The following is a 19,796-nucleotide window of genomic DNA, read 5'->3' as shown; positions in this document are numbered from 1 at the left end:
ATTAGGTCTTTTGGCTTGATTTTTCAAGTTTAGTTTCGTGTTGAAGCTTTAGAAACTAAAATCTACACCGACGGTAAAGTTACGTCCAACTTGCGGGATATTTGATAAGAACGACGCATGTTGATAAACCGTGTCATCTAACAAGTTATTCGCTTTTAAATAAACGCGATAATCTGTTTTTGCACCATATTGTCCAGAGTATGCTACCCCTAAATTGAGCATGTTGTAGCCTTCTGTTTCGGTTTCATAAGCCGCAATCTTATCTTGATTAAAGACATGATAGTACTCAGCAGAACCACTAAAACCGTCACCAAAATCTGCATCAACTTTAGTACCTAAACGCCCAGCCGGAATACGTGGAGCATTGCCCTCGGCATCAATCTTACCGCGCACGTAATCGCCAAAAGCACTGATCTTGTACATTGGCGTAATTTGATAACCAATTTCACCCTCTGCACCATAGAAACGAGCTTTATCTTGAGTGTATTGAACTAAACGGAAGTCTTTATAACGGTCAAGGGTTTGCGCATAGATGTAGTCATCAAACCAGTTATGGTAAACATGAAGATGGTAATCAAGTTTGTCATGATCAAAATGCAAACCTAACTCAACATTATTTGATTTTTCCTTACTGAGTTGATCATTTCCTAACTCATAAGTATTGGTCGCAAAATGGGCACCATTTGCATACAACTCTTGAGCAAGAGGCAGACGCTCTTGGTGTGATGCTACAAATGAAAGCTTATAATTTGGCGCAAACTCCCAGTTAGCAGCGCCTGCATAGGAAAAAGCAGAACCGTCAAAATCTTGTTTAGAGTTATCATCTACATCGATTTCTTGCTGATCTGCACGAGCAGAAAGTTCAAAATGAACACCTTTCCATTGTTTATGTTCTAAAGCAAAAATACTCCACTTTTTGGTAGTGGTTGGTGCCATAAATGCTTCTTCACCAGTTAAATTTAGTTTTTGTTGGCCTAACTGGGTACCAATTACCCCTTCCCAATCAGCAATAGGGTTATGGACTAACTCAATACGCCCATCATAACCTTTGTTTTGGAATCGAGTTGCGATTGCCCCTTCTTCAATCTCATCATGCTGATAATCTGTATAGCTCGCTTGGGCACGTAACTTTTGGAAGCCTGCAAATGGATCGTTTAACTCGGTTTTAAAATCATAACGCTCAGACTTTAAGTCAATCCATGGACCGCCATGTTCATGCTCATGTTCTTCATGGGCATGAGCCTCTTCACCCTCTTCATGATCATGCTCATGAGCATCACAATGTAAATGTGGTCTACCTGTTAAATGAGCGCTACAGGTTTCATATTCATGGCTATGCCCCGGTAAACCATACTGGTCTCGACGGTTACTATACGAAATACCCGTATAACCGCGATCATAAATCCAAGACAACCCCACATTCACTGAATCACCTTGTGCAAAGGTATTGTCTACACGGCGCTCTTTTTCACCTTCATGAATATAGTTTGGTGCAATATAGTTATTCGCATCACGTGTTAACCCCTCAACACGTAATGCAACTTGGCTTCCCAACCCTACAGTTACCCCAGCACTCGCCAGCTTTTCATCACTTCCAGTGTTGTAACGTAAGCCAACTTGTCCTTCATAACCATTTTCAGGCATTTGTGTAGGGATCTTGTTATCAATAACGTTGACTAAACCACCAACAGTTCCCGCACCAAACAATAAAGTAGAGGGACCACGAATCACTTCAACTTGTTTTGCGAGAACTGGATCTACTGTTACAGCATGATCAGGAGACAAAGTTGAGACATCCACATTTTCAGATGAATTTTGAAGAACTTTAACACGTGGCCCATCTTGGCCACGAATCACCGGGCGACTTGAACCAGCCCCAAACTGATTCGCATAAATCCCCACCTCACTATTGAGCGCATCCCCAATAGTGGCGGCCCCTTCAGTCAAATGCTTTTGATCAACCACAGTATCTGCAACAGCAAAATCTTGTGACGTTTGCTCAAGTGGGTGAGCCTTAATTCGGATAGTTTCTAGCTTTTCAACATTTTCACTTTCTGCTGCAAATACAGGTATGGATATGGCAGCCAAAATGGATATGGTCAAAATATTTTTATAGAACAACATGAGGTGATTCTCTGATCGCTACGCCTTTTGTTTTGTTATATTATAACATTTCAGTTGTTTTGCAATAAAAAACATTTCTAATCAGATGATTCGTTAGACTGGCCAATTAAATGATGTGAGTAATTCCTGTTTTATAATGCCTTTTACCATCTCTCATGCCGTTATCGCCCCTCCACTTGCTAAATTGAGCCGAAACACGTTACCCATTGCCGCCTTAGCAATTGGCAGTATGACGCCCGATCTTTACCGCTTATTTACAATGCAATCAGGTATGCTGACTCATCAATGGAAGGGGCTTTTCTACCCAAACCTTGCATTAGGGTTATTATTCTGTGTCATTTGGTATTTACTTTACCGACCTGTGGTTTACCGTTTTTTTGGTATCCAACACGATTTAAAACTAGATTCTTTTAGACATTTTTTTAGCTTTTTTATTGGAATTATAATTGCTCTACTCATTGGTATAGCAACACATCTCATTTGGGATGGGCTTACCCACTCAGACTTTAGAACTTTTATATTTCAAGACTTTTTATCGCAAACTGTTCACTTGTTTGGCCGTCCTTATCCATTGCATCGCCTTCTTCAACTCGGTTCTTCTGCTCTGGCATTACCTTTTTTAGGCTGGATGAGTATTCATTACTATCAGCGCCATAAACAGCATTGGAAAGTAAATTATAAAATTAAAATTTTTGCTTGGTCTTTATTTGCTTTATCTACACTTTTAGGCTTATTTTCATTTTGGGACTATGCCCGTTATATTCCCCATGAGGTTTGGCATTCTGATACCTATTATTTTACTGGCCGCTCTATTAATGAGTTTATGCAAGGTTGGTTAAGTACGTTTAGTTTGGGATGTCTATTATTCTTATTTTTAGATGGACAACAAAGAATGGGCTAAATAGCTAAACTTGCTGCCAAATTGCTCATTTTTAGCTAAATTATAGCTGTTTTTTGATCTAGTTCTTGTGGCATGCCATTCAACAGGGCATAATCGAAAACTTATTTTTTTGATGGTGCGCGGTTTACGCATCCGTCTTTTCAGCCAATATAGTTTGGATAATCTTCATCATGATGCGAACTCATTACTGTGGCTCTTTAACTGAAGCCCAAATCGACCAGACCGTTACATTATGCGGTTGGGTACATCGTCGCCGTGACCATGGCGGTGTTATTTTCCTTGATATGCGTGACCGTGATGGTCTCGTTCAAGTGGTTATTGACCCAGATACTCCAGAAGCATTTGCAACTGCAGATAAAGCACGTTCTGAATATGTATTAAAAATTACAGGTCGTGTTCGTCGCCGTTATGAAGGTACTGAAAACCCAAATATGGTGAGTGGTCAAATCGAAGTTTTAGGCAAAGAAATCGAAGTTCTTGCTGCATCTGAAACTCCACCATTCCCATTAAATGACGACACAATTAACGTGTCTGAAGAACACCGTTTAAAATATCGTTTCTTGGACATCCGTCGTCCAGAAATGTTAGAGCGTTTACGCTTCCGTTCTAAAGTAACCAACTTGATTCGTAACTATTTAGACGACCATGGTTTCTTAGACGTTGAAACTCCGATTTTAACTCGTGCAACCCCTGAAGGTGCGCGTGACTATTTAGTACCAAGCCGTGTACAAAATGGTAGCTTCTATGCACTTCCACAATCACCACAATTGTTCAAACAATTGTTGATGGTTGGTGGTATTGATCGCTACTACCAAATCGCGAAATGTTTCCGTGATGAAGACTTACGTGCTGACCGTCAGCCTGAATTCACTCAAATCGACATTGAAACATCGTTCTTAAACGACGATGACATTATGGATTTGATGGAAGGTATGACTGTTAAATTATTTAACGACTTGCTTGGCGTAAAATTTGAAAAATTCCGCCGTATGCCATACAGCGAAGCAATGCGTGATTATGCATCTGACAAACCAGACTTGCGTATTCCGTTAAAACTCGTTGATGTTGCAGACTTAATGCAAGAAGTTGAGTTCAAAGTATTTGCAGGTCCAGCTAAAGACCCTAAAGGCCGTATTGCAGCACTTCGTGTACCGGGTGCAGGTTCATTAACACGTAGTCAGATTGACGAATACACTAAATTTGTCGGTATCTACGGTGCAAAAGGCTTAGCATACATTAAAGTCAATGAAATCGAAAAAGGAATTGAAGGTCTTCAATCTCCTATCGTTAAATTCATCGAACCAATCGTAATGCAATTGCTTGAACGTGTTGGCGCTGAAAATGGCGATATCGTATTCTTTGGTGCGGACAAAGCTAAAATTGTAAATGATGCAATGGGTGCGCTTCGTGTCAAAATCGGTCATGACTTGAACCTTGCGACTTGTGAGTGGGCTCCACTTTGGGTTGTTGACTTCCCAATGTTTGAAGAAACTGACGATGGCAAATGGACTTCTGTTCACCATCCATTCACATTACCTAAATCTAGCGTAGAAGATGTGAAGAGCAATCCAGGCGAAGCACTTTCTGTTGCTTACGACATGGTATTGAACGGTACTGAAGTTGGTGGTGGTTCACTTCGTATTTACACATTAGAAATGCAAAAAGCGATTTTTGAAGCGCTTGGTATTTCTGATGAAGAAGCAGAAGAAAAATTCAGCTTCTTACTCAATGCGCTTCGTTACGGTGCACCTCCTCACGGTGGTTTGGCATTTGGTCTTGACCGTTTAGTAATGCTTATGACTGGCGCGACTTCAATTCGTGATGTTATTGCGTTCCCTAAAACGAAAACTGCTGAATGTCCACTTACTCAAGCACCGGCTCCTGTTGAAGCAAACCAGCTTCGTGACTTGGGCATCCGCTTACGTGAACAACAAAAGAAAGAAGCTTAATTGCTCTTTAATAAAAAACCCTGCAATTGCAGGGTTTTTTATTAAGAAATAAGATATATATTCGACTTACCTAAGCTATGCTTTGCGAATATGCTGGTCAGTGGCATAATAAGGTGCTTTTAATTTAGAGGTCAGCTTTATGGCTATGCGCCCAGATGTACGTCGACATGCTTTAGTCGTGATTGTATTCTCCCTCGCACAATGGTTTTTCATGCGCTACATCCTTGCGAATGAATTATTTAACCTCACGACGAACCAACGTATTCTTTATTTCTGTGTAAGTAGTTTAATCGGAGCATTACTTATCTTTGTTGCACTGATTTATATGGTGCTCAAAGGTAATGCGGACCAAAAATAAAATTCATAAACTTAATCTTGAATCAAGTTTATGAAAGACTTAGCCATTGTTTCCATATCTATAATACTTTTGACTTCTTTTGGTATGTCATAAGGATGATTAATACATTCTTTTAAAGCAATGGCTAACTTCTCTATGTCATTTTTTGGAATTAGATAGCGGTTCATAATCGGATTATCAAAGAGTAATGCGATGCTACTACTTGAGTTATAACTTACTATTGGTACATCCAAACTCAAAGCTTGTAATAAAGATATCGGGCTTCCCTCACTTGATGAGCTCATAACCACACACCGAGATTGACATATAAAATCTTGCGGACTACTGGACCAACCAAGGAAATCTACACGATTTTGTAGATTTAATTTATTCACTAAATTTTTTAAAGGTAAAATTTCAGGACCATCACCTAATATTCCAAGTTTTCCGCTCACGTTTGCTTTATTGAACGCCTTAATAGTATGATCAACCTGCTTAAGATTCACTAAACGCCCTAAAAATAAAGCATCCCACTTTTTTGAATTAAAACGGTTTGTGTTTTCTGGTAATTCAATACCATTTGGAATTGTTACAAACTCTGATGATTCTAAGATCTTTTTATATGCTTCTTCGAGATGCTTACTGACAATAACAATTCTTTTCCCCTTAAGTAATTGTTTAAAATAAATTTTATGACGTTCGTAACGTAAATAACTACGCAACTGCCCCCAAATATCCTTAAAAGCTCTTCTCTCTAATATCTCCCCATGTACCCAAAACCAGATTTTATCTTTTTGTCTAAGATAGTCATAAAGATAATATCCATTGTGAAATCCTAAAATAATTAAATTATAATTCCTCTTATTAATTTTTTCTTCAACCATAACCTGTTCAGCTTTTGTTAAATTTTTCCTTTTCCACAATTTACCATAAGAAAAATCATGGCGAATATTTAAACTAATAAGTTCAACTGATGGTTCAAGATGACATTCCTGATTCGTATTATCAAGTGCACAAACTGTGACTTTAATTAATGAAGAGCGGCTTAAAAAGTTTGCGAGAGCACTTGTAATGCTTTGAGCACCACCCTTACCTAAGTTATCAACAATAAAAAGTATTTTCTTCATTTCCAGATTTTCAACTTCAATAAATAATATCTAAACCAGTTACTTACTCTTAGCCATAAATATCCAGAAAAAGATTTATTTATTTTAAAAAGCGCTTTTGTTATTTGTCTATTAATTTTATATTCAGCCAGAGGATATAAAAAATGAAATTTATAGTCTTGTATAATTTTTTTCATATCATTATACATTGCTAAATGATTATGAGAAAAGTTAGAGTCATGTACTCTGTAACCACAAAAGACTTCTGGTATATAGTCGAGTCTTTCACCATTCTTTGTTAGCTTTAACCACAAGTACCAATCTTCAACTTTTATACTTTTATCATACCCATTTACATCTTTTAAAGTACTCAAACGAAGCATTTGTGTACATGCGGGCAAATCATGCTTATTTAGAATAATATCTTCAAATGAAAATGATGTCTTATTAGAGATCCTCGTAGTAACTGCATTTCCACTCGCATCAATAATTGCTACTGCACTAAATACCCCAATAACAGGAGTATTTTCAAGGTATTCGACTTGTCTGAATGTTTTCTCAGGGAACATTATGTCATCTGACGCAATCAGAGATACATATTTTCCCTGACACCATTGTATTGCTTCATTTAGTGTCGCACTCAGACCTTTATTTTCACGTGTGTAACATTCGAACCGTTTAAATCTTCCTCGACATTCTGACTCTATTTTTTTTATTTCCTCAAATGAACCATCTTTTGAACCATCATCAATAACGATGAGTTCAATAGCTTTATAAGTTTGATTTATAACAGACTTGATACTATCAAGAATATACTGGCGATGATTATAACAAGGTATAATTACCGAAACTAAAGGCTGCATTTAATATACTCATATCTAGTAAAAATCTTAATTATTTTTACTTGATTCTTTAAAATCAACATAGTTACCATTTCAATTAACAGATAAAAAATTATTAGCTCATAATTAGCTTAACTCATTCCATTTTTTATATACTTACTTTTATACAATGGGGTATACCGATAACAGCCACCTACAGAAAACCTGCAGAGTAAGTTTGCTAATATTAATGGATATTACGCGGTCTCCCCTTCTGAATTGATTAAATATCTTCATTTAAGATTTTTTGCACTCACTATAATATCTTTCTAAAAATAGTTAATTCATCTAATCAACTAGTTATAGTAATGATAAACGTCATGGATAAAGTCATTATGCTCTTTTGCTATTTGTTCAAAGCAATACTTTTCTAATGCTTCTTTCTTGGCTTGCTGCGCGAGCTGTAATGCAAGATCTGGGTTTTTGATTAAATATTCAATGCCATTTGCCAAATCCTGAGCATCGCCCACTTTGGCAACCCAAGCATTTTCTCGATGCTTACATACTTGTAAAGGGCCAACATGATCACTACTCAAGACAACCTTTCCCCAACCAAAAGCATCAAGTATTCCAAGTGGCTGAATATCATTTAGAGAAGGAATAGCCATAATATCTGCTGTATGGTAAATCTCAATTTTTTGCTGCGCATTTACCCATCCAGGAAATTGAACTAAATGTTCAATACCAAAATCCTGAACCATTTTTTCATACTCGGCTTTATTTTCTCCATCACCAGCAAGTATTGCTTTAACCTGAATATTCTTTTGATTCAATAAATGAATAGCTTCAATTAGGACATGGACACCCTTATTTGGTATCATACGGGTTAGCATTGCTATAGTAACCGGGTTCCTAAAAGGTTGAGGAAGTGCGGGCTCCTCCGGCAGATGCATCAGATTAGAAATTACACGATGCATTTTTATTGATTTTTGCTTTTCTGTTAATAGAGATTTCACCAGCTCTTGAATATGAGGTGTGATATGAATGAATGCATCAGCTCTGATCGTCCTTTTTACATTATGGCTATGATTCACAGCAATAACAGGTATCTTTTTTGACATGCCGATCTGAGCATTTTTAAATAGCCAAACAGCCTTTCCACTATGGGCAATAATTACATCTGGTTGTTGTTCTTTCAAAAATTTTCTAACTTTTAGAGCAGCATTAATACTATAAAAACCGGTATTAGGAATGACATGAATTGGACGTGACCCACTACTGAGGTGTTCATTTTCAACACCACGCAGCAGAACAACCTGATGACCATTAAGCTCTAATGTATCAGCTATATTCAACATGGCTTGCCAACGACCGCCTGTTGCATCACCATAAACAGTATTAATAATTTTCATAAATTTTTGCCTAAATTTAAAAGACAAACATGTTAAAGAGAGAATAAGCTCGCCTTTCAATTTGTGATGGTACTAAAAATTAAAAGTATTCACTATGTTTAGTTTAAACAATAGACTTAGTGAGTGAATAGTGATAATACTTTATTACAACTCTTACTTACCTGTTTCCAGCCTACCATTAGCACTGAGTTTATCTATAACTTCAATAATGGCATCTGCAACAACCTGTTGGCCCACTGCCGATAAATGGGTTTGATCGTCATAATTTCTAGTTTCATCTAAACTCAAACGCTCATAATTTGGAACATATAAAACACGCTTACCATCAGATAAGGCTTTTAAAGCCTGATTATATTCACGAATTCTAGGTTCACGACTTTTATCTAAATTCGGATAAGTATCAATTAACAAAATATATTTAGCTTGACTATGTTCAATGATATATCGAATATTTGCCATATATTCTTCTAAAGGGACAACATTCTCTGTACCAACCAATCGATGCCAATGAAATTTACGTGCATATTTTTTTAACTTTTTAACAAGTTTACGCAAGAATTTACGCCATGGACTATCTGGGTAGTATAAAACAAAAGGAGAACCTTTAAACGTTAACCAACTATCAACCCCTCCATATTGGATACTAATAATATCCGCAGTTCGTACATCCGCTTTATGATTAAAAAATTGCACCCCTTCACGAGTACTACACATGGTGTAACCATAATTTTTCAATTGCCACCCTTTTGCTTGAGCAACTCGCTCAGGATAGGCAGCCCCAATATTGTTAACTTCTCCGATTGTATTACACCCTCCTAAAGCAATATAACGTAGTTGAGTCATCGGAATTTCCCAAAGAGATTGAATGAGGTTATTATAAGCCACAAAAGAGGCATATGTTACATTATTGTGAAAAACATAAATGCTATATTATTCCATATTATATTTGTGAGGATCTATGTACACATCGTTAGGACAATCTTCTGAGATATATCATGTACATAGAGAAAGTCTCGCACCTCTTCCTCAACAAGAGTTCAATTTACCATTTGCCTCTATCGACTGTGATGTAGTTGTTTTACTGGCATGCACACAAACACAAAATAAAGACACAATTATTTATTTAAAAGGTCCAGATATACTCGATAAAAAATTTATCGCTACCCGCTTTTTTTTCCAGTCTGAAGGATTTATTTTCAACTTTTTTGGTTCATTTATCAAAAGAATTCGTTCACGCCGCCAAAACTTTAGTAGTGAATCTTACCGGATCCTACTTACAGATATCACGGAAAATCATTTAGAAAGAAATATCAAAACACCAGAAACAGCTTATAACTGGACTAATCCGCGTTGGCGCTTAAGCGAAGAAAAACGTAATGAGCGATATAAAAAACTTCTTCAATCATTTCAAACTGATGGATATAATTTTGCACATCCAATGCATATCATGCTGTGTCGATCTATGGGGGTAAAAGATAAATTAAATCAAGGCCATCATCGCATTATGTTCTGCAAAATGTTTAATATTCATGAGGTTAGCACTAAATTTATTAGCTCTGCATACATGCCAATGGCTATCCAACCATTTTTTAAGAAATTTATTATGCTTATTAATTACAAACAAGTTTAAAGAAAAAATTGTTTGGTTATTTAACTATAGTAAACAATAAATAACCAATCATTTTGAATTTTATCATCAGAAAAATTAGTAAGTATTTTATAATTTTTCACTAGCTAAGTGATTATTTAAGGCTTTATATAAATTATGGCTATGAACCACTTGATGGTAATGGTCAAGATATTGATTGATTTCTGATAAATGTTCGATATCCAGTTTAAATAACCATCCTTTTTCTTCAAGCATTGATAACTGTGAATCAATTAATGGATCCTTCATTTCAGTCTGATTATATACAACTATAAGAGGCTTTTCAGCCATCATGATTTCAGCCATCATTGAGGTAGAATCCTGACTACATACCACCCAGTTTGCAGCCTTAATATAGTTTTTAATATCACACGCTTGCCCTTTAGCTACCCATGTCATTTTATCTTGTGCTTTAAAAATCTCCATTTTTTCACAATAGTTCCTCAACTCAGTTTCAAATTTCATTGATGTCCTTCTTGAAGTGGTTAGAAGTAGTCGGGACTCTGGGAATTGTAAACGAATATTTTGTAGTAACTTTGCCCACTGTAATGGCGAACAAATTCCTACTTTTTCACTATCAGCACCAATGAGTACTGTAATTACTTGTTCATGAGAACTGATTTCCAGATTCTTCCTTGCTTGATCTTGAGTTAGCTGAAGGCTAGTCATTTTATTCGGTGCAATAGGGTAATATAAATAATGCTCTAATGATGCTTGTTGCTCACGTACTGTAAAAATCACATCAAATTTTTTTGGTGAGATTCCTCTCAATGAACTTGCCACAATATTTTTTACATTATATTTTCTAATCAAAAAGTACTTTTTTAATAGAACATTTGGTATTAAAGTATTACCTCCTGAGGAAATAATATACGCGACAGGCAAATCATCTAAACGTTGAAGCATCTCATCAGACACAAAATAACGTAACCAATTAATATCAATGTGAAAATTTAATAGCCAGCGAAGCAGACGATACAACCAGTGATTGGGTTGTTCCAAATGAATCCACTCAACTTTATATTCTTGATTTTGATTTAGAAGTTGAATAATTCCTTGGGTCTGTGTTTCATGACCAGCCTTATCATCTGTCAGGGCTAAAATTACTTGTTTTGAGGAAGAAAGCTGCTGCGTTTTCAAGCTAGATCCTTAAAATTCAAAATTAAAACTTATCTCAAGGTTCTAAAAAAGATGAAACCTTTTAAGAAATTTTCAGTTACATTTAGATTATTTTATTTATGTTAATACTAAACTCTTAAGAGAATATTAATTTTCACAACTTCTTAGAAAATTTAACAATAACATTTACAAATCCTCTTATATAATTACAACAACAATTTATAATTAAAAAAAACATATTATTACATTCAAGATATTTTTTAGTTGATATATCTTGAAAAACCTAAATAAATGGTATGAATTTTATAGTAATGATTGATAGACTTGGACCGTATGATCAATCATTTTTGTAAAAGTCAGTTGTTCCTGTGCCAGAGCATAAGCCTTTTTAAAACTTGCTTCAGGGACTACCACATCCAAATAGTTTTGAATCACTTGTTGCAATGCTTCAATATTATTTGGTTCACATAGAAACTCAACAGGAATAAACTCAGCCATCATTCCGACATCAGTTCCTAACACAGGACGTTGAAGCAATAAACTTTCAGCAAGTGTATACGGCCCCCCTTCACGCAAGGAAGACACAATCAAAGCCTCATGGTCTGTAATCAATGGGTGAATATTGTCGCTATACCCATACAAGTGAACCCGATCAGCTAATTGGTACTCTTGAATCAATTGCTCTAACTTTTCTCGTTCTTCACCATCACCAACAATAGTTAATTGGTGTGAAATGTTCCGCCAAGCAGCCAGTAAAAGATCGAAACCTTTCACTTCATTTAAACGCCCAATGGCAATAAATTTTCTATTTTTTACAAATGATTGAGCAGGCATATTCAAAGAAATACCATTATAGACCACACTGAGTTTTTCCGGCTGCCCCACAATCTGCGCGAGTCGCTTACTCACACAAATGATATGATCAAATGCCAAGTAAGAATCAATCTTTTTCTTTGCACCATGGATAGTCACCACACAAGGGAAATCAAAACCTACAATCATGCCTTGCAACAGTTTGGCCGTTTTAGAAGCATGAGCATGTAGCACTTGTGGTTCTGTCCCCAATATTGTTTTTTTAAGCAGATATTTCGTCCACGGGTTATAACGACTGCCACTCATATCAAAAGCAACAAAGTTTACCGAACTTTCCACCTGACTTTGATATTTCTGATGTGCAATTAAAGAAACTTCATGTGCTTGTGATAAACCAGCAGCCAGCTCAAGTACATGCTTTTCTAGGCCACCTTCCTCATCACTTGCCATCACAAGCGTAATTTTCATGATTAGCCCTCACGCGTACCAAGTTTTAAACGAAGTTTGACGGCGAATAATGAATCTTTTCCGCTGATCTTAATACGTTGTAGTTGCATAAAGTCTGGCTGTTCATCATCAATGCCTTCCATTGTGGTCACTGCATTGCTATACCCTGACTGTTTTGCCAGTTTAACATCTCGGTCTGAGTAAATACCAAATGGATAAGCAAAACTGGTTACTGGTTTTTCTATCAGTTGTTCAAGCCACTGCTTTGAATCTGATAGTTCTTTTAAACAATCCGTATCATCCAGTTTGTTTAAATTAGCATGCGTTAACGTATGTGAACCAATTTCAATCAGTTCGCTATCTGCCAGTTGCTTGACTTGAGCATCATTCAACTTACCCTCACGCATGAGTTCACCACTATTATGATGTTCTTTTTTATAGGTTGACCAATCACGATCATGACGATCAACCACCACATATATGGTTGCCTTGGCCTGATATTTTTCTAAAATGGGATAAGCATTTTGTAAGTTGTCTAAATAACCATCATCAAAGGTAATGGCAACTGTTTTGGCTGGGTGCTTTCCCCAGTTCTCTTGCAATTCCTGCATCGTTACAAAATGGAAGCCTTGCGCTTTCATCCAGGCAACTTGCTTTTCAAACTCAGCGGGCTTGACCCGAAGCTTATTAAATTTGGCACCATTAATATGGTCTCGTACCATGTGATACATCAATACACGTGGTCGATTCCAATCCACTGCTGGCTTCCACCACGCATACTTATAGCTAAATAACACAATAAGCAAGACCAGTAAAATCAGGATATAAAACACAATGCCAAACTCATTATTTCGCTAAAAGATATGTTGCCACACGGTCTGCTTCTTTAAAAGCATAAGGTTGTGGCAACTGTACGACACAAGTATTCTGTGAAATTAGTTGTGATTCTATCATTTTATCAATCGAGTGCGTAATTCTATCGTCTTTCAACCGATCGATTGCTATGACCCCTACGCGACAACCCGCAGTAAGTGCTTCAAAAACCATAGAAACACTATCTTCTGTTACCCATACAGCTTCTGCTTTTTGCATCTCTTCAAAAATCCAGCCTTGAGGTGTTTGCTCAACCGGAAATATTTGTAAATGCTGGGCAAAACTTTGCTGTCTTAAAATATCAATAAACTCTGCTGGTGTTCGACGTGAAGTCGTTAGAATGATTTCGGCATCCGGATTATTCTCAACAATCTTTTGCACGCTTAATAATACTTTTTCTTGGTTCCATTGATGCCGTTTTGATGAACCACCTAATGCAATTAAAATTCTAGAAGCTTGATGGCGTTTTTCATTACGAATGGGATTTAATGCCCCACGCGTAACAATCACTCGATTATTCGCAGGAATACCGTCGTGCTCTGGAATCACAGCATAATTAAACCAAACCGTCGGTAAATTTGGCTTCATTAAAATAATGGTCTTAGCCTTTTTGAAAATTTTACCGAGCAACCAGACACGAAAATGCGTATGACTTCCAACACCAAATATAAAATTGGGCGCCTGTTGAAATAGAGATTTTTTTGAAGAAAAAAGCGCTTTGATTAAGGACATAACAGGCAAGTCATTAATAGAGACTTCTTCAAAAGTTGCATTTGCCTGCTGTCTTTGCATCGCCTGAAACAAGCCTAAAGCTTGTGAGCGATGCCCTGCTTTACCATCAGAGACATAGACAATATGCATAAAAGCTCCCTAACCCAAAAATAAAAAGGCGAAACCAACGTTCGCCTTTTCATGTTAACGGATTAACTTATTTTACGTAAGTTAACCAGTGTTCATATTTTGGATTTTTACCTTGAACTGCATCAAAGAAAGTCTTTTGGATTTCAGTGGTAATTGGGCCACGGCAACCCGCACCGATTTGACGGTCATCGTATTCACGAATTGGTGTTACTTCAGCAGCAGTACCTGTGAAGAATGCTTCATCGGCAATATAGAATTCGTCACGCGTAATACGACGCTCAACAACTTCATAACCAAGATCTTTAGCAATCGTCATCACTGTTTGGCGTGTAATACCGTCAAGTGCGCCACCCGCAATATCTGGAGTGTGTAAAACACCATCTTTAATCAAGAATACGTTTTCACCAGAACCTTGGCATACATAACCTTGTGGGTCCATAAGCATTGCTTCATCGTAACCCGAATGTGCAACTTCTTGGTGAGCAAGAATTGACAACGTGTAGTTACCAGATGCTTTTGCTTTACACATGGTCACGTTTGGATGATGGTGAGTAAATGATGAAGTTTTAACGCGAATACCTTTCGCCATTGCTTCATCACCAAGATATGCACCCCATGCCCATGCTGCAACAGCGGCATGAATAGTGTTATTTGTTGCTGCAATACCAAGTTTCTCTGAACCGATCCAGATCAGTGGACGTAAATAGCAAGAAGCTAATTTATTTTCACGAACAACATCGATTTGTGCTTGTTCAAGCGCTGCTTGATCATATGGCACTTTCATTTGATAAATTTTTGCTGAATTTAACAAACGTTTTGTGTGGTCTTGAAGACGGAAAATTGCAGTACCTTTAGGAGTTTCATAAGCACGAACACCCTCAAATACGCCCATACTGTAGTGTAAAGTATGGGTTAAAACGTGAATCTTTGCATCACGCCAATCAATTAATTGTCCATCTTGCCAAATAAAACCATCACGATCAGCCAAATTCATGGAACACTCCAAATTGTTATAAAATCATTCACTATCCAACTCAACCGAGGCGGTTGGGTCTATTAATCTTTGCCATAAATTGCAAACGACCGCACGGGTACTACGCCAATCCGCTGCGCTTACTTGCATGGATTGATTCGCAAGGGCTAAGCGGTGGCTTTCGGCACGTTCACTAAGATAGGCTCGAATTAATGCTGTGGCATCTTCACTGGATAAGCAGTCTGCTTTAGCAGCATCTTCTAATATTCTTACATTATCAGAATAATGGGCGAGATCGGGTTTCGTCCCGCTCCATGCAAGTACAGCATACTGTGCCATAAATTCGATATCTACGATACCACCTGCGTCCTGTTTTAAATGAAAAATACCATGTTTTTTTTGTTCAGAAGATGAACCTAAGTGGTCTTTCATTTTCTGACGCATTTTCAGCACTTCCTCACGAACATAAGCCTCATCTCTAGATTGAGTCAATATCTCGCGGCGAAATATTTCAAATTTTTGGCAAAGCGCTTCATCACCTGCAATAGAACGGGCACGAACTAATGCCTGATGCTCCCAAAGCCATGCACTTTTCAACTGATAATGCTCATAGGCTTTCAGGCTTGTCACTAATAAACCAGCCTCACCTGAAGGTCTTAAACGTGTATCAATTTCATAAACGCGGCCATCAAGCGTTTGAGTGGTCATTAAAGACATAAACTTTTGAGCGACACGCATAGCAAACTCAAAACCAGTTATTGACTTAGTACCATCCGTGTCGGCTTGTTCATCTAGATAGTGAATAAAGACCAGATCTAAGTCCGAACCATAGCCCAGTTCAATGCCACCCACCTTGCCATAACCAATGACAGCAAAAGCTTTATAATCGAGTGAACAACGTTTTCCCTCGACATCTTTTGGGTAACCATGACGCTTTGCTACGGTCTGATAAGCTAAATTAAGAGTTGCATTAACACTGACTTCTGCAATATCTGTCAAAGCATCAGATACCTTCATAAGAGGGCTTTCAGCTAACACATCACTTGCAGCGACCGTTAACACATTACTCTTTTTAAACAGGCGAAGTACCCGCATTTGATCTTCAACCTGATCAATTTCGATACGAAGTAATTGCTGACGTAATGAGTCTTCCAAGTCCTTACGTTTTGGTAATTCAAAGTCCATCGACAAGAACTCATCCAGCAATACCGGATATTGCGTTAACTCTTCACAAATCCACGGGCTCACTGTCGCCATTTTTACTAAGCGTTGTAATGCCCCTTTACTTTCAATCAGCATTACCAAATAGACGGTTCGACGCATGACTGATTCAATCAGTGGCATTAAACGTAATAATGCAGTTTGTGGTTGTTCAGACTGTAAAATGGCTTCAATTAAATGGGGCCAAAACGTTTTTAAACGCTGCACCGCATTGGAAGGAAGTTTTTTAAGTGCATGACCATGCCAGAACTCATGAATTAGATTTTTTGCATTATCATCTAACACTTCATCTAGCTGCTGCTCTAACTGTCCAAAGTTCTCGGTAGCTGCATTGGAACTTGTGTCTTCAATGAGCTGCTTAAACTGGACTTTTACTTTTTGGCGTTTCTCGTTAAGAACATCAATAAATTCATTCCAACTCGTAAAACCCAAGGTATCTATAATGCGTTGTCGTAAATCTGCTTCTTCTGGTAATAGTTGCGTTTGCTGATCATTCAAGGCTTGAATTGCATGTTCAACACGGCGCAAAAATAGGTAAGCATCTTCAAGCTCTAGTACGGCCTGTTTTTCTAACAAGCCTGCCTCACCAATATGCTCAAGACTGACTAAACATTGACGGTCTTGCAGCTCACGTTTAGAACCGCCGTAAATAAGCTGGAACACCTGAACAATAAACTCAATTTCGCGTATACCGCCTGCCCCGAGCTTAATGTCATCTTCAATATGCCGACGTAATACTTCGCGCTCAATCATCGCTTTCATATCGCGCATAGCAGCAAAAGCGGTGTAATCGACATAACGACGGAATACAAAAGGACGTGTCATTTCTAATAAGTCTTGCCCTTCTTTACCCCCAGTAACTACGCGTGCCTTAATCCATGCGTAACGTTCCCATTCACGGCCATGCTGACTTAAATATTTTTCTAAAGCTGCATGACTAATCGCTAATGCTGAGCCATCGCCCCAAGGCCGTAAGCGCATGTCTACTCGAAACACAAAACCATCGGCGGTGATATGTTCAAGTAAATAAATAAGTTTTTGTCCCCACAAAATACAAAACTGCTGTACATCAATACATTTACGACCGTTAGTTTCGCCTTGCTCATCAAAGGCAAAAATCAGGTCGATATCACTTGATAGATTTAATTCCTGTGCCCCAAGCTTACCCATGGCAACCACAATCAAATCTTGAACTTTGCCTGAATAACTTAATGGTTCGCCGTGTTTAGCAACCAATGCAACACGAGCAAAAGCCTTTGCGGCACAAATACTTGCATCGGCAAAGTCTGAAAGTTCACGAGTAAGTGTAACGACATCCGTCAGTTGATTGGCATCTTGCCAGATCCAGCGAAACATTAAACGACTGCGCAGTATACGAAGCGCACGCATCCACGTTATTTCATCGCCAATTCCGTCAAGGGTGGTGTCTACAAGTTGGTAAATTTGTTCTGTTGAGAGCGGTGCAGCAAATTGATCTATTTGATAATCTTTTTCTAAAACAGCCTGATGTAACCCTAAAACTTGTTCAGCATATTGGCTGGCACGCAATGTTTTTTGTAACTGCTCCGCATTCATATAAAAAAGCTCTTTTCCTCAGACTCTCTTTTTAGTTATAGCAGTTCAAGTAGTAGTAGGAAAAGGGATTAAACCAATTTTGCTTCAGATGTATTTTGTTGTTCTACATGATGTTCAGGGACTTCTTGAGCAGAGGGTAATAAAACTTTAAATGTCGTTCCCACTCCTTTTTGGGAAGTTACACTAATTTTCCCCTGATTAATCTCGACAAAACGCTTACATAAGCTCAAACCTAAACCCGCACCTTTTTCCCCAGCGGTACCTTTAAAGCTTGCTGTAATACGCGGATGGAATAAATTTGCCATTTGCTGTTCAGTCATGCCAAGCCCTGTATCACGTACAGTGATTTCGACATTTGTACCCACCTGCTTCGCTTCAATGAATACTTTTCCTGAGCCGTCAACATCGGTAAATTTCAATGCATTTGACACCAAGTTTTGGATCACGGAAGTCATCATATTGATATCGGCATAGATTTTTAAATCTTCGGAAACCGCATTTACCAATTCAATATTTTTCTTTAAAGCCAAAGTATGCAGCACATCACAAACAATATTGCTCACTTGTCTAAGCTTAAAATTAATTGGGTGATAAACAAAGCGACCACCTTCGGCCATTGCCCATGTCAGCAAACTTTCAAGTAAGTTATAGGTCGATTGAGAAGTGTCGTATAAATAATCGGCAATGTTTTGAATACTCGACTCATCCAGTGTTTCACGTTCTTTAGCTAACACTTCGGAGAAACCTAACAAGCCATGAAATGGTGCCCGCAAGTCATGTGAAATAATGGAAAAGAACTTTGTTTTACTCGAGTTCAGCGCGACTTGCTGCTCATAGAGTTCATTTAATTCTTCATAATTAAACTTCAACTCGACTTGTTGCATAAAACTAGAACAGTAATCGAGAAGCAACTGAATTTGATCATCTTCAAAACAATTTTCATCGTCATCGAAGAAAACTGCAAATCCCATAGATGTCTGGTCAGGCTGCACCAAATGGACAGCTAAGGCACGCCCACATTCAATATTTAGCTCTTTTAAATAGTTGATTAAATTTTGATAAGAAGGATGATTGTGATGAATCACCTGTTGTTTAGCAAAACATTGTTTTAGGTGTCTTGAAGGTTTAAAGGAAATTGCAGTCATGCCATCCGGGCAATGATGCCAAAAATAAGGTTCCTGATTAAAAGTAAGCAAAGCTTTTTGACACTTCAACAGGCGAAGACTAAACCGGAAAAATTGCTCAATATAATTCTGCTCGGCATTTAATCCAAGTAATAGTGATATTTTACAAGCTGTTAACTGCTCTACCTGATGTAGTTCTAATCGCTGTGTCATGCCCGCCTCACAGATTTTGTCATTGTTGGTCGGAACCGCTCTTTTGAAGAATGTACTTATAATCATTATGATCTACTACAAACTTTAACACAGTACATTAAAAGAGCAACTTTCTTTTCGAAATAGAAATGTGAAGTTTCAATTAAAGGTTTTCAGATACATAAAGTGGGTATGCTTTAGAAAAATACAACAATTTTTTTGGAAGAAAGAGTTGTAAGTAATAAGAAATAGGAAGTCAAAATTAGCTAAAAAAGAGATAAAAATTAACTTAAATCATCT

General features: G+C 37.6%; 16 protein-coding genes. 4 read left to right on the top strand and 12 right to left on the bottom strand.

The window, feature by feature from the left end; all coding sequences use genetic code 11:
- Nucleotides 1–48 precede the first annotated feature (48 nt).
- Nucleotides 49–2,124 carry a zinc piracy TonB-dependent receptor ZnuD gene (gene znuD, locus C1642_RS04685; protein ID WP_103235981.1) on the bottom strand — a complete coding sequence of 692 codons (2,076 nt, stop codon included), beginning with the start codon at nt 2,122–2,124 and terminating at the stop codon, nt 49–51.
- Between the two features lie 136 nt (nt 2,125–2,260).
- On the opposite strand from znuD, the gene C1642_RS04680 reads away from it, so the two are divergent.
- From C1642_RS04680 to C1642_RS04670, 3 genes are all read left to right on the top strand, one after another.
- A complete protein-coding gene (locus C1642_RS04680) occupies nt 2,261–3,025 on the top strand; it encodes a DUF4184 family protein (protein ID WP_045900295.1) in 765 nt (254 codons plus the stop codon).
- 170 nt (nt 3,026–3,195) lie between these two features.
- On the top strand, nt 3,196–4,974 hold the full coding sequence (aspS, locus tag C1642_RS04675; protein WP_000986451.1) for an aspartate--tRNA ligase: 1,779 nt from the start codon (nt 3,196–3,198) through the stop codon (nt 4,972–4,974).
- A gap of 139 nt (nt 4,975–5,113) precedes the next feature.
- On the top strand, nt 5,114–5,332 hold the full coding sequence (locus C1642_RS04670) for a hypothetical protein (protein ID WP_001251488.1): 219 nt from the start codon (nt 5,114–5,116) through the stop codon (nt 5,330–5,332).
- Nucleotides 5,333–5,343: 11 nt separating this feature from the next.
- On the opposite strand, the gene C1642_RS04665 is transcribed toward C1642_RS04670, so the two are convergent.
- The 4 genes from C1642_RS04665 to C1642_RS04650 all read right to left on the bottom strand — a co-directional run bounded on the left by C1642_RS04665 (nt 5,344) and on the right by C1642_RS04650 (nt 9,493).
- Entirely contained in the window at nt 5,344–6,438 is a 1,095-nt protein-coding gene (locus C1642_RS04665) for a glycosyltransferase (protein WP_000721802.1), read from the bottom strand.
- The gene (locus C1642_RS04660; RefSeq protein WP_001182910.1) at nt 6,435–7,280 is read right to left on the bottom strand and encodes a glycosyltransferase family 2 protein; all 846 of its coding nucleotides are present in this window, start codon (nt 7,278–7,280) and stop codon (nt 6,435–6,437) included. The genes C1642_RS04665 and C1642_RS04660 overlap by 4 nt, the downstream gene beginning before the upstream one ends.
- A gap of 314 nt (nt 7,281–7,594) precedes the next feature.
- Nucleotides 7,595–8,650, bottom strand: a complete 1,056-nt coding sequence (locus tag C1642_RS04655) for a glycosyltransferase family 4 protein (protein WP_000691781.1) — start codon at nt 8,648–8,650, stop codon at nt 7,595–7,597.
- A gap of 153 nt (nt 8,651–8,803) precedes the next feature.
- Entirely contained in the window at nt 8,804–9,493 is a 690-nt protein-coding gene (locus C1642_RS04650) for an SGNH/GDSL hydrolase family protein (protein ID WP_000192776.1), read from the bottom strand.
- Nucleotides 9,494–9,608: 115 nt separating this feature from the next.
- On the opposite strand from C1642_RS04650, the gene C1642_RS04645 reads away from it, so the two are divergent.
- The gene (locus C1642_RS04645; protein ID WP_000288747.1) at nt 9,609–10,280 is read left to right on the top strand and encodes a hypothetical protein; all 672 of its coding nucleotides are present in this window, start codon (nt 9,609–9,611) and stop codon (nt 10,278–10,280) included.
- Between the two features lie 87 nt (nt 10,281–10,367).
- Here the strand turns inward: C1642_RS04645 and C1642_RS04640 are convergent, their stop codons facing one another.
- From C1642_RS04640 to C1642_RS04610, 7 genes are all read right to left on the bottom strand, one after another.
- Complete coding sequence (locus tag C1642_RS04640) at nt 10,368–11,438, bottom strand: ELM1/GtrOC1 family putative glycosyltransferase (RefSeq protein ID WP_000857007.1); 1,071 nt, start codon at nt 11,436–11,438, stop codon at nt 10,368–10,370.
- A gap of 282 nt (nt 11,439–11,720) precedes the next feature.
- Nucleotides 11,721–12,698, bottom strand: a complete 978-nt coding sequence (locus C1642_RS04635; RefSeq protein WP_046879447.1) for a glycosyltransferase — start codon at nt 12,696–12,698, stop codon at nt 11,721–11,723.
- Nucleotides 12,699–12,700: 2 nt separating this feature from the next.
- On the bottom strand, nt 12,701–13,510 hold the full coding sequence (locus tag C1642_RS04630; RefSeq protein ID WP_103235980.1) for a polysaccharide deacetylase family protein: 810 nt from the start codon (nt 13,508–13,510) through the stop codon (nt 12,701–12,703).
- Nucleotides 13,511–13,523: 13 nt separating this feature from the next.
- A complete protein-coding gene (locus C1642_RS04625) occupies nt 13,524–14,411 on the bottom strand; it encodes a mitochondrial fission ELM1 family protein (protein ID WP_103235979.1) in 888 nt (295 codons plus the stop codon).
- 67 nt (nt 14,412–14,478) lie between these two features.
- Nucleotides 14,479–15,405 (bottom strand): branched-chain amino acid transaminase, encoded by a 927-nt coding sequence (locus C1642_RS04620; RefSeq protein ID WP_001046506.1) that lies wholly within the window; start codon nt 15,403–15,405, stop codon nt 14,479–14,481.
- 24 nt (nt 15,406–15,429) lie between these two features.
- Nucleotides 15,430–18,180: a bifunctional [glutamate--ammonia ligase]-adenylyl-L-tyrosine phosphorylase/[glutamate--ammonia-ligase] adenylyltransferase gene (gene glnE, locus C1642_RS04615; RefSeq protein WP_098729526.1), complete on the bottom strand. Its 2,751-nt coding sequence runs from the start codon at nt 18,178–18,180 to the stop codon at nt 15,430–15,432.
- Between the two features lie 68 nt (nt 18,181–18,248).
- On the bottom strand, nt 18,249–19,517 hold the full coding sequence (locus C1642_RS04610) for a sensor histidine kinase (RefSeq protein WP_000194112.1): 1,269 nt from the start codon (nt 19,515–19,517) through the stop codon (nt 18,249–18,251).
- Between the last annotated feature and the right edge of the window lie 279 nt (nt 19,518–19,796).

Origin of the sequence: Acinetobacter sp. AKBS16 (genome assembly GCF_002899995.1) — a bacterium.
Lineage (GTDB): Bacteria > Pseudomonadota > Gammaproteobacteria > Pseudomonadales > Moraxellaceae > Acinetobacter > Acinetobacter baumannii.
This window is presented reverse-complemented; position numbering and strand designations above follow the sequence as displayed.

Bases quoted from the DNA above. Each gene is read 5' to 3' on its own strand.
- C1642_RS04620 (WP_001046506.1), bottom strand. From the start codon at position 15,405: ATGAATTTGGCTGATCGTGATGGTTTTATTTGGCAAGATGGACAATTA.
- aspS (WP_000986451.1), top strand. From the start codon at position 3,196: ATGATGCGAACTCATTACTGTGGCTCTTTAACTGAAGCCCAAATCGAC.
- C1642_RS04670 (WP_001251488.1), top strand. From the start codon at position 5,114: ATGGCTATGCGCCCAGATGTACGTCGACATGCTTTAGTCGTGATTGTA.
- C1642_RS04650 (WP_000192776.1), bottom strand. From the start codon at position 9,493: ATGACTCAACTACGTTATATTGCTTTAGGAGGGTGTAATACAATCGGA.
- C1642_RS04660 (WP_001182910.1), bottom strand. From the start codon at position 7,280: ATGCAGCCTTTAGTTTCGGTAATTATACCTTGTTATAATCATCGCCAG.
- C1642_RS04655 (WP_000691781.1), bottom strand. From the start codon at position 8,650: ATGAAAATTATTAATACTGTTTATGGTGATGCAACAGGCGGTCGTTGG.
- C1642_RS04645 (WP_000288747.1), top strand. From the start codon at position 9,609: ATGTACACATCGTTAGGACAATCTTCTGAGATATATCATGTACATAGA.
- C1642_RS04680 (WP_045900295.1), top strand. From the start codon at position 2,261: ATGCCTTTTACCATCTCTCATGCCGTTATCGCCCCTCCACTTGCTAAA.
- C1642_RS04625 (WP_103235979.1), bottom strand. From the start codon at position 14,411: ATGCATATTGTCTATGTCTCTGATGGTAAAGCAGGGCATCGCTCACAA.
- znuD (WP_103235981.1), bottom strand. From the start codon at position 2,124: ATGTTGTTCTATAAAAATATTTTGACCATATCCATTTTGGCTGCCATA.
- C1642_RS04610 (WP_000194112.1), bottom strand. From the start codon at position 19,517: ATGACACAGCGATTAGAACTACATCAGGTAGAGCAGTTAACAGCTTGT.
- C1642_RS04665 (WP_000721802.1), bottom strand. From the start codon at position 6,438: ATGAAGAAAATACTTTTTATTGTTGATAACTTAGGTAAGGGTGGTGCT.
- C1642_RS04635 (WP_046879447.1), bottom strand. From the start codon at position 12,698: ATGAAAATTACGCTTGTGATGGCAAGTGATGAGGAAGGTGGCCTAGAA.
- glnE (WP_098729526.1), bottom strand. From the start codon at position 18,180: ATGAATGCGGAGCAGTTACAAAAAACATTGCGTGCCAGCCAATATGCT.